Consider the following 10,580-nt stretch of genomic DNA (forward strand, 5'->3'; position numbering starts at 1 on the left):
ACCCACCCCGGGGGCACGGGGGCGCAGCCCCCAGGACGGGGTCGAAGGGGCAGCGCCCCTGGGGACGGGACGGGTAGGGGCGGCGGGGGCGAACAACCCCCGATGGGCTGAACGGCGGCCCCGCATCCCCGACACCCCCACGCACGACCGGGTAAGCCACGGGTATGGACCTCCTCCCCTTCCCGATCGGCCCGTTGAACCCGGAAGTCGAGCACCTGCTCGTCGCGGCGGCGCTGTTCACCCTCGTCCACCTCACCGTCTCCCGCCTACTGCCCCGCGTCGACCGCACGCTCGAAGCACGCGACGACGCGACCAGGGGCGCAGCCGGGCGAGCCGCGGAGGTACGGGAGCACGCGGAGCGGAAACGCGCCGAGACAGCCGCCGTCCTCGCCGAGGCCCACCACGACGCCGCCCGCACCCGCCGGCTGGCCTTCGAGGAGGGCGCCGCCCTGATCGCAGCCGCCCGCGCGGACGCACAACGCGAACGCGACGCCCTCCTCGCCGAGGCACACGCCCGCATCGCGTCGGACCGCGTCGCAGCCGAGGCCGAACTCCGCGTACACGCCGCGGACTTGGCCACGGAACTGGCGAGCCGGGTGCTGGGGGAACGGATCACGGCCGAGGCCGAACCGCGCCCGTGAGTACATCCCGCCGTCCGACAAGCCCACACTCAGTGATCGTGCACGGAATTGGTCGCCGCGATCTTCTTCCACGACTTCGGCGCCTTGACCACCGAGCTCCGCGAAGCGACGACCTTCGCATCGCGCGCCGCCGGCGCCCCCGGCTTCGACGGCTCGTACAGCCACGTCTCGAACAGACTTCCCAGCGACCGCCCGGACACCTGCTCGGCATACGCCCGGAAGTCCGCGACCGTCGCGTTGCCGTGGGCGTACTTCGCCGGCCATCCCTTGAGGATCGCGAAGAACGCCTTGTCGCCGATCTCGTTCCGCAGCGCCTGGAGCGCCAGCGCGCCCCGGTCGTACACGGCGATGTCGAACTGGTTCTCCGGCCCAGGGTCACCGGGCTTGACCGTCCAGAAGGCATCGTCGGCGGGGTGCGACGCGTACACGTGGTCCGCGAGCTCCTGGGCCGTTCCCTCGCCCTCGTGCTCGGACCACAGCCACTGCGCGTACCGCGCGAAGCCCTCGTTGATCCAGATGTCCTTCCACCCGGCGACCGACACGAGGTCGCCGTACCACTGGTGGGCCAGCTCGTGGACGACCACGGAGACGTTCGGGCCCTGCGCGAACTGCCGCGGGCTGTAGAACGGCCGGGTCTGCGTCTCCAGCGCGTACCCGGTGGTCACGTTGGGCACATAGCCGCCGAGCGCGTTGTAGGGGTAGGGCCCGAAGTACTCGGCCAGCCAGTCGGCGATCTCCCCCGTCCGCTCGATGCTCGCGCGGGCCGCGCCCGCGTTGTCGCCCAGGTCCTCGCTGTACGCGTTGATGACCGGAATCCCGCTCTCGGTGTACCCGGTCGTGACGTCGAACTTCCCGACCGCGAGTGTGGCGAGATACGTGGCCTGCGGCTTGTCGGACCGCCAGTTGAAGCGGGTCCAGCCCTTGCGTGACGTCACCGACTGCGGCGTGCCGTTGGAGATCGCCTGCGTGCCGTCGGGTACGGCGACCGACACGTCGTACGTGGCCTTGTCGAGCGGGTGGTCGTTGCTGGGGAACCACCACCAGGCCGCCTCGGGCTCGTTCGCGGCGACCCCGCCGTCCGGAGTGCGGTGCCAGCTGGTGAAGCCATAGGCCTGCTTCGACGACGGCACCCCGCTGTAGCGCACCACGATCGTGACGGGCGTGCCCTTGGGCAGAGGCGTCTTCGGGGTGATCTCCAGCTCGTGCTCGCCGGACGTGGCGAAGGACGCCTTGGTGCCGTTGACGCGTACCTCGCTGACGTCCAGCAGGAAGTCGAGGTTGAAGCGGGACAGGTCCTGCGTGGTCCGGGCGAGGAGGGTCGCCGTGCCCTCCAGCTTGTCCGTCGCCGGCTGGTACCTGAGCCGGAGGTCGTAGTGCGAGACGTTGTACCCGCCGTTCCCGTACGCGGGGTAGTAGGAATCGCCGATTCCCGGCGCGCCGGGCTCGTAGTCGGCCGCCGATGCCGGGATCGCCAGCAGCAGGGAGACGGCGAGCGCACCCGGTGCGAGCAGTCTGCGGTGCACGTGGGACTCCAAGTCGTAGGGGCACGAAGTCTGTCCGGAGCCTATGCGTCACCTGTCGGCTCTGACGTGTCCATCGCCGCTCGTGTCACACGATCGCCATTCGTCCGACATGAGCGACCCCCTGTGGCGCTCCTTTCGAGCCACCCTCTGGCCGACACGCCGACCGAACGCCGAATCGGCCCCCGCATGCCCCAATGGGCCCTCTTTTGCACGGGAGTTGACCGCAGTACCGTCCGCGCATGCCCCTACCTGCGCGCCGCAGGCGCTTCACGACCTGGAGATCGCTCGCGACGGCGGCCACGGCCGCCCTGATGGCCGCCTTCCTGACCCCGGCGGTGGCGAACAGCGCACCCGCCCCGAAGGAGAGCAAGCCCGTCTACTCGTACGAGAACGCCATCCGCGAGTCCGTATGGGTCGACACCGGACTCGACGGCGACAGCGACGGCAAGCCGGACCGCGTCGCCGTCGACATCGTCCGGCCCCGTGAGCTCGCCCGGCAGGGCCGCGAGATACCCGTGATCATGGACGCCAGCCCGTACTACTCCTGCTGCGGGCGCGGCAACGAGAGCCAGCGCAAGACGTACGACGCGAGCGGCAACGTCGTCCAGATGCCGCTCTTCTACGACAACTACTTCGTGCCCCGCGGCTATGCCTTCGTCGGAGTCGACCTCGCCGGCACCAACCGTTCCGACGGCTGCGTCGACGTCGGCGGCCGCTCCGACATCCAGTCCGCGAAGGCCGTCGTCGACTGGCTGAACGGCCGGGCCAAGGGCTACACGAGCCGCACCGGCACCAGCCGCGCCACGGCGACCTGGACGAACGGCAGGACCGGCATGATCGGCAAGAGCTACGACGGCACCATCGCCAACGGCGTCGCCGCCACCGGCGTCAAGGGGCTGGAGACCATCGTCCCGATCAGCGCCATCTCCTCCTGGTACGACTACTACTTCGCCAAGGGCGCCCCGCTCTACGACTCCGGCCCCGACTGGCTGTCGAACTACGTCGAGAGCGCCGACGCCCGCGCCAGGTGCGCGGCGGTCCAGCAGAAGCTCGTCGACCAGGCACCGCGCACCGGCGACTGGACCCCGCTGTGGACCGAGCGCGACTACGTCAAGGACGCCAGGAAGGTGAAGGCCAGCGTCTTCGTCGTGCACGGCCGGCAGGACCTCAACGTCAGGCCGGGGCACTTCGGCCAGTGGTGGGACGCCCTCGCGAAGAACGGTGTCGAGCGCAAGATCTGGATCTCGCAGACCGGACACGTCGACCCCTTCGACTTCCGCAGGGCCGCTTGGGTGGACACCCTGCACCGCTGGTTCGACCATGAGCTCCTCGGCTACGACAACGGCATCGACGATGAGCCCATGGCCGACATCGAGCGGCACCCCGACAAGTGGGTGACGTCGAGCGTGTGGCCGCCCCGGAGCACCGGGACCGTGACCCTGCGCCCGGACAAGGGCGCCCAGGCCGGTGTCGGCACCCTCGGTCTGCGCCGTGGCTCGGGCACCGAGACCTTCACCGACGACCCGTCGCACAGTGAGACCGACTGGGCCGCCCGGATCGACCAGTCGACCCCCGACAAGTCCGGCTTCGTCACGGGGCCCCTCACCAAGGCCCTGCGGTTGTCCGGCTCCTCCAAGGTGACCGTCACCGCGACGCCCACCACCTCCACCGCCCACCTCTCTGCGGTCCTCGTGGACCTGGGCCCGGACACCATCCGCGACTACGCCGACCCCGCCGAGGGCATCACCACGCTCGCAGACCGCACCTGCTGGGGCCCGAGCACCAGCGGCGACAGCTCCTGCTTCAAGGAGACACGGGCGAAGACCGCCGACGTCGACTACACGATCTTCAGCCGCGGCTGGGCCGACCTCGGCAACCACGCCTCGGACGGGACGGGCGCACCGCTGACGCCGGGCAAGCCGTACACGATCACGCTCGACCTGCACGTCAGCGATCACGTGATCCCGAAGGGCCACCGTCTCGCCCTGATCGTCGCGGGCACGGACAAGGACCTGATCGACCCGCCGTCGTCCACCCCCACGCTGAAGATCGACCTGTCCCGCACGTCCGCGCGTGTACCGCTGGTCGGCGGCGCCGACGCGTTCGCGAGCGCGACGAAGGGCGCCACCTCCACGCCGGACGCGTCCGTCCTCGACGGCGTCCGTGACCCGCGTACCGCCCACCGCGTCCCGGGAGCCGAATGAAACCCCGCATGCACCGCCGCACCGCCGCGATGATCGCCGCAGCCCTGAGCACAGCCCTGACCACGGCCCTGGCCGCGCCCCTGCTGGCGACGCCGGCGCACGCGGCCTCGGCCACGGATACCCCTCCGCGCACCGGATTCGAGCAGACGAGCGGCGCGCGCTGGACCACCCAGCCGGAGGAGCAGGAGTTCCTGGCCGCCGTGGACCGGGCGAGCGACCGTGTGTCGATCACCCGCATCGGCACGACCAAACAGGACCGCCCGCTCCAGCTCGTCCGCGTCGGGACGCGTCCCACGACCCGCACCGTGCTCCTGATCTGCAGCCAGCACGGCGACGAACCCTCCGGTCGCGAGGCGTGTCTCTCCACGGTCAGGGACCTCGCGTACACGAAGGACAAGCGGACCAAGGAGTTCCTGAAACGCACCACCGTGCTCGTCGTGCCCACCGCCAACCCCGACGGCCGGGCCGCCGACACCCGCGGCAACAGCGACGGCATCGACATCAACCGTGACCACCTGTCGCTGCGGACGGCCGAGGCGCGCGCGATGGCCGCGGTCATCCGCGACCGCGGGCCGGACGTCGTCTACGACCTGCACGAGTACGGCGCCACTCCGCAGTACTACGACAAGGATCTCTTCGACCTCTGGCCGCGCAACCTCAACACCGACGCGTCCGTCCACGAGGAGGCCGAAACCCTGTCGCGGGCGTACGTACGGCCCGCCGCGCAGACCGCCGGGTACACGACCGGCACGTACGGCATCTGGACCGACCCCGTCACCGGCGACCCGGTCAAACAGGTCGCGGGCGACGGACAGGAACGCATCCTGCGCAACATGTCCGGCGTCAAACACTCCGTCGGGCTGCTCATCGAGAGCCGTGTGGAACCGCTGACGGACGGGACGGTGGAGCCGGTCAACAACCGGCGCCGGGTGAACTCCCAACTGTCGGCGCTCAAGGGCCTGTTCAGCTTCGCGGGTGAGCGCGGCGGCCGGGTGGACGCGGTCACGGCGGCGGCCCGTGCCGCCGGCTACCGGGACACCGGGCCGGTCTACGTGGGCGGCGCCGACAACGACCCGGCCGAACCGGCCGAAGTGATCCAGGACCCGCCCTGCGGCTACCGGCTCACCGACGCCCAGTACACGGACGTGAGGGACGAGCTCGCCCTGCACGGCGTGCGCGTGCGCCACGACGGCGACGGCACCCTCGTCCCCCTGCGGCAGTCGCTGCGCGCCCTCGTCCCGCTGCTGTTGGACGAAAAGGCGCCGTACCGGCTGACGAACGGGGAGCCCGACACGGACTGTTGAAAAGTTGCGGTCAGCATCACATACAGTAGCGCTTTCCGGGAAGGGGTAGCCCTGTTCCAGACACTCGGGGAAAGGTTTCGCCTGTGACGCATGATCAAGATCGTACCGACGGCTCTCACGAGAGAGGCGCGCTTCCGGGAACGGAAGCGGGCCTCGAGGGCGGCGGACGGCCGCAGACGGACCGGATCGTGTTCGGGGTGACGGCCGCGCTCACGCTGGCCTTCGTCCTCTGGGGCGCCGTCTGGACCGACTCGCTCGAGGACGTCTCGGCGAAGCTGCTGGGCGGGCTCATGCACAACGGCGGTTGGGCCTTCATGCTGACCGCCTCCTGTTTCGTGGTGTTCGCCCTCTGGCTCGCGGTCAGCCGCTACGGCCGTATCCATCTGGGTGCGGAGGGGGAGAAGCCCGAGTTCCGCACGGTGTCCTGGGTCGCGATGATGTTCAGCGCGGGCATGGGCATCGGCCTGATGTTCTACGGCGTCAGTGAGCCGCTCTCGCACTACACCACGCCTCCGCCGGGCACCAACCCCCAGAGCTCCGGCGAGCGCATGGAGACGGCGATGGCGACCACGCTCTTCCACTGGACGCTGCACCCGTGGGCCATCTACGCCGTGGTCGGCCTCGGCATCGCGTACAGCACGTTCCGCAAGCGCCGCCGCCAGACCATCAGCGCCGTCTTCACCCCGCTGATCGGCGAGAAGCACGCCAACGGCACCGGTGGCCGGATCATCGACATCCTCGCGATCGTCGCCACCATCTTCGGCTCCGCCGCCTCTCTCGGCCTCGGCGCGCTCCAGATCGGCTCCGGCGTCCGGGAGCTGGGCTGGATGGACAAGGTGAGCACCGGTCTCCTGGTCTCCATCATCGCCGTCCTGACCGTGGCGTTCGTCGCGTCCGCGGTGTCCGGCGTGGAGAAGGGCATCCAGTGGCTGTCGAACACCAACATGGTGCTCGCACTGGTGCTGGCCGTCTTCGTGTTCATCGCCGGCCCGACCATCCTGATCCTCGACCTGCTGCCGACGTCGGTCTTCGCCTTCCTCGGCGATCTGCCGCAACTCGCCGGCCGCACCGAGGCGTCCGGCGGCAAGGGCGTCGCGGACTGGCTGGGCAGCTGGACCGTCTTCTACTGGGCCTGGTGGATCTCCTGGACGCCGTTCGTCGGCATGTTCATCGCCCGCATCAGCCGCGGCCGGACGATCCGCCAGTTCGTGGGCGGCGTGATCCTGGTCCCCAGCTCGGTCAGCCTCGTCTGGTTCGCGATCTTCGGCGGTACGGCGATGAAGCAGCAGGAAGGCGGGCGGCTCGGCAACGAGGCCACCCCCGAGGGGCAGCTCTTCGCCGTGCTCCACGACTATCCCATCGCCACGGTCACCAGTCTGCTCGTGATGATCCTGGTCGGCATCTTCTTCGTGTCCGGTGCCGACGCCGCGTCCATCGTGATGGGAACGCTCTCGCAGAAGGGCGCGCTCGAACCCGGCCGATGGGTCGTCGTGTTCTGGGGCGTCGTCACCGGAGCCGTCGCCGCGATCATGCTGCTCGTCGGCAGCGGACAGGGCGACGCGCTCACCGGGCTCCAGAACCTCACGATCCTCGCCGCCGTGCCCTTCGTCCTCGTGATGATCGGCATGTGCGTCGCCCTCATGCGCGACCTGCGCCGCGATCCGGTCATCGTGCGCGAGGAGATGGCCTCCGAGGCGGTCGAACTGGCCGTCATCGAGGGCCACAAGAAGTACGACGGCGAGTTCGAGATCAGGGTCGGTCCCGGTCAGGCGATGGAGACGGAGGGCGATCCGATCGGCAAGTTCTGAGGTTCGCTGACGGGCGGTGGGAGAACTGCGGGTCGGATGGCGGCCGCGATGCGTCGTGGCCGGTCGCGCAGTTCCCCGCGCCCCTCAGGGGCGAGTCCAGCGGCGTCTCGACGACTACGCCCTCGACCGTACGTACGCCCCTCATACCTGACTGGGACGGCGCTTCCCGGTTCCGTCGCGCGGTGACATCGGCGGTGACATCGACGGAATGTGTCATGCCGCACTCACATTGCTCCCAGTCTGGGGATACTCACACCATGTCTGCCGAGTACGCGACCTTCGGCCTGGCACCGGCGATGCGTGCCGGTGGCGTCCTCGCCAACGGTGACTACCAAGTGCACCGGGACTTCGTCGACTTCATCGTCGACGGACGCCCGCTGCTGTTCCAGCTCTCCGACCTCGACGCCGTCTCCCCGCTCGCCTCCGACGTCCCGCCCGCGATCTTCAGCGCCCAGGTGCGCAGTCTGCTCCTGGAGGCCGACGCACCGCTGACCGACAGCCGGTACGTCATCTACGGCTGCCCCGAGTGCGAGGACCTCGCCTGCGGGGCCGTCACGGCGGTCATAGAACAGGACGGCGACGACTACGTGTGGCGTGACTTCGCCTGGCAGACGGAGGAGATCGCCGACCTGGAGCGGAACGGCTACCACGGCATCGGACCGTTCCGCTTCCACGGCCCGGGATACCGCAGCGCGCTGCAGTCCCTGCTGAACGGAGACGACCCCTCGGCCCGCCGCCGTGTCCTGCTCATCGGTGCCCGCGTCGCGGTCCTCGCCAAGCTCGCGGCGGCTCTTCGCACCATCGGCATCGGTGCGGAGATCACCCACGACGCGACCGACGTGCCCCCCGACGAACTGCGCACCTACGGCGCGGTGGCCTTCGGCCGGGCCGTGGGGGAAGAGCAACGCGCCGCCGTACGGGGGGCGTTCGACGCGGCCGGGGTCGAGGTCGCGTACGTCGACGGGCTCGCCCCGATCATCCCGCTGCTCGTGGCCCAGATCGAGCACGCGCTGGACCGGAGTCCGTCGGACCGGCGCCGCCTGACCCGGCTGGTCGCCGCGGGCGGAGAGGCGGGTGTCGAGGTCACGTCCACCTGCCGCGTACAGGTGACCGCGTACCGCCTGGACCGGCTGTACCGCGCCCACACGTACGAGATCTTCGACGGCATCCTCCCGGCGGGCCGCCACCGCATCGCACTGAACGGGAAGGCCCTGAAGGGCGAGTCGTTCGTGGTGGCGCGGTCATCGGGGAGCGTGCTGGTGGAGCGGGTGAGTCGCTGAGGCGGGGCGGGTCCCCGGCGAGCTGCGTCGCCTGCCCCGCACCGCACCGCCCTGGCCCGCCCCGCGGTCCGGTTCCGGAGGGATTCCGTTGGGAACGCGTGTCCCGTGGTCGTTAGGATCACCCCCTGTGACCGCCACCCTCGTCGTCAAGAACCTCTCCGCCGGACACGGCGACCGCTCGCTCTTCTCCGGGCTCGACCTCGTCGTGGCGCCCGGTGACGTGATCGGGCTCGTCGGTGCCAACGGGGCGGGCAAGTCCACGCTGCTGCGCATGCTCGCCGGGCTGCTCGCGCCGGAGCAGGGGGAGCTGCGGCTCTCCCCGCCCACCGCGACGGTGGGCCATCTGCCCCAGGAACCGGAACGGCGGGTGGGCGAGACGGTACGGGAGTTCCTGGCGCGCCGTACGGGCGTCGCCGCGGCACAGGACACGATGGACGAGGCCACGCAGGCGCTCGTCGACGGAGCGCCCGGCGCGGACGACGCGTACGCGACGAGCCTGGAGCGCTGGCTCGCCCTGGGCGGCGCGGACCTCGACGAACGAGCGGAGGAGGTCGCCGACTCGCTGGGCCTGGGAGTGAGCCTGGACCAGCTGATGACGGACCTCTCGGGCGGCCAGGCGGCGCGGGCGGGGCTCGCCTCCCTGCTGCTCTCCCGCTACGACGTCTTCCTCCTCGACGAACCCACCAACGACCTGGACCTGGACGGGCTGGAACGGCTCGAACGCTTCGTGAGCGGGTTGCGGGCCGGCACCGTCGTCGTCAGCCACGACCGCGAGTTCCTTACCCGAACGGTCACCAAGGTCCTCGAACTCGACCTCGCGCAAGGACAGATCAACCTCTACGGCGGAGGTTACGAGGCATACCTGGAGGAACGGGACACCGCCCGTCGGCACGCGCGCGACGACTACGACGAGTACGCCGACAAGAAGGCGGCCCTCCAGGACCGTGCCCAGACGCAACGCGCCTGGATGGACAAGGGCGTGAAGAACGCGCGCCGCAAGGCGGGCAACGACAACGACAAGATCGGCCGCAAGTTCCGCAGCGAGGCGAGCGAGAAGCAGGCGGCGAAGGCGCGACAGACCCAGCGCATGATCGAGCGGCTCGAAGTCGTCGAGGAGCCGCGCAAGGAGTGGGAGCTGCGGATGAACATCGCGGCCGCTCCGCGCTCGGGCGCCGTCGTCGCGACCCTGCGCGACGCCGAGGTGCGCCGTGGTGACTTCGTACTGGGCCCGGTGTCCCTCCAGCTCGACTGGGCGGACCGGGTGGCCGTGACGGGCGCGAACGGCGCGGGCAAGTCGACGCTGCTCGGCGCGCTGCTGGGCCGTGTCCCTCTGGACGCCGGCCACGGCTCCGTCGGCTCCGGCGTCCTGGTCGGCGAGGTCGACCAGGCCCGAAAGCTCTTCCACGGGTCCGAGTCACTGCTCGACGCGTTCTGCGCGGCCGTACCGGACACGGAACCCGCCGAGGTCCGCACCCTCCTGGCCAAGTTCGGTCTGAAGTCGGACCATGTGCTGCGCCCGGCGGTGACCCTGTCCCCGGGGGAGCGCACCCGGGCCGCGCTCGCGCTGCTCCAGGGCAGGGGCGTCAACCTCCTGGTCCTGGACGAGCCCACCAACCACCTCGACCTGCCCGCCATCGAGCAGCTGGAGTCGGCGCTGGACTCGTACGAGGGCACGTTGCTGCTCGTCACCCACGATCGCCGGATGCTGGACGCGGTACGGGTGACGCGCCGCTTCGAGGTGGCGGCGGGAAAGGTGACGGAACGCTAGGGCGCCCCGCCGGGCAGAGGCTTTTTTCCTCGCCCCCGCCGGACCTCACCGC

General features: G+C 70.3%; 7 protein-coding genes. 6 read left to right on the forward strand and 1 reads right to left on the reverse strand.

The features are described 5' to 3' along the window. The first annotated feature begins 164 nt into the window (after positions 1–164). Complete coding sequence (locus FNH08_RS33505) at positions 165–641, forward strand: F0F1 ATP synthase subunit B family protein (RefSeq protein WP_152775288.1); 477 nt, start codon at positions 165–167, stop codon at positions 639–641. Between the two features lie 29 nt (positions 642–670). Here FNH08_RS33505 and FNH08_RS33510 read toward each other — a convergent pair whose 3' ends face one another. Further along, entirely contained in the window at positions 671–2,164 is a 1,494-nt protein-coding gene (locus tag FNH08_RS33510; RefSeq protein ID WP_322725929.1) for a M1 family metallopeptidase, read from the reverse strand. Between the two features lie 239 nt (positions 2,165–2,403). Between FNH08_RS33510 and FNH08_RS33515 the strand changes: the two genes are divergently transcribed. From FNH08_RS33515 to FNH08_RS33535, 5 genes are all read left to right on the forward strand, one after another. Then, positions 2,404–4,368 (forward strand): Xaa-Pro dipeptidyl-peptidase, encoded by a 1,965-nt coding sequence (locus FNH08_RS33515; RefSeq protein ID WP_152775290.1) that lies wholly within the window; start codon positions 2,404–2,406, stop codon positions 4,366–4,368. Positions 4,369–4,376: 8 nt separating this feature from the next. Continuing rightward, a complete protein-coding gene (locus FNH08_RS33520) occupies positions 4,377–5,672 on the forward strand; it encodes a M14 family metallopeptidase (RefSeq protein ID WP_228034503.1) in 1,296 nt (431 codons plus the stop codon). Positions 5,673–5,755: 83 nt separating this feature from the next. Beyond that, a complete protein-coding gene (locus FNH08_RS33525) occupies positions 5,756–7,480 on the forward strand; it encodes a BCCT family transporter (RefSeq protein ID WP_322725930.1) in 1,725 nt (574 codons plus the stop codon). Between the two features lie 257 nt (positions 7,481–7,737). Continuing rightward, entirely contained in the window at positions 7,738–8,760 is a 1,023-nt protein-coding gene (locus FNH08_RS33530; RefSeq protein ID WP_152775291.1) for an oxidoreductase, read from the forward strand. A gap of 127 nt (positions 8,761–8,887) precedes the next feature. After that, positions 8,888–10,528: an ABC-F family ATP-binding cassette domain-containing protein gene (locus FNH08_RS33535; protein ID WP_322725931.1), complete on the forward strand. Its 1,641-nt coding sequence runs from the start codon at positions 8,888–8,890 to the stop codon at positions 10,526–10,528. Positions 10,529–10,580: the final 52 nt, after the last annotated feature.

The organism is Streptomyces spongiae (assembly GCF_009377185.1).
Classification (GTDB): Bacteria; Actinomycetota; Actinomycetes; order Streptomycetales; family Streptomycetaceae; genus Streptomyces; species Streptomyces spongiae.

Coding starts and splice junctions, on each gene's coding strand:
- FNH08_RS33505 (WP_152775288.1), top strand. CDS start 165: ATGGACCTCCTCCCCTTCCCGATCGGCCCGTTGAACCCGGAAGTCGAG.
- FNH08_RS33520 (WP_228034503.1), top strand. CDS start 4,377: ATGCACCGCCGCACCGCCGCGATGATCGCCGCAGCCCTGAGCACAGCC.
- FNH08_RS33515 (WP_152775290.1), top strand. CDS start 2,404: ATGCCCCTACCTGCGCGCCGCAGGCGCTTCACGACCTGGAGATCGCTC.
- FNH08_RS33530 (WP_152775291.1), top strand. CDS start 7,738: ATGTCTGCCGAGTACGCGACCTTCGGCCTGGCACCGGCGATGCGTGCC.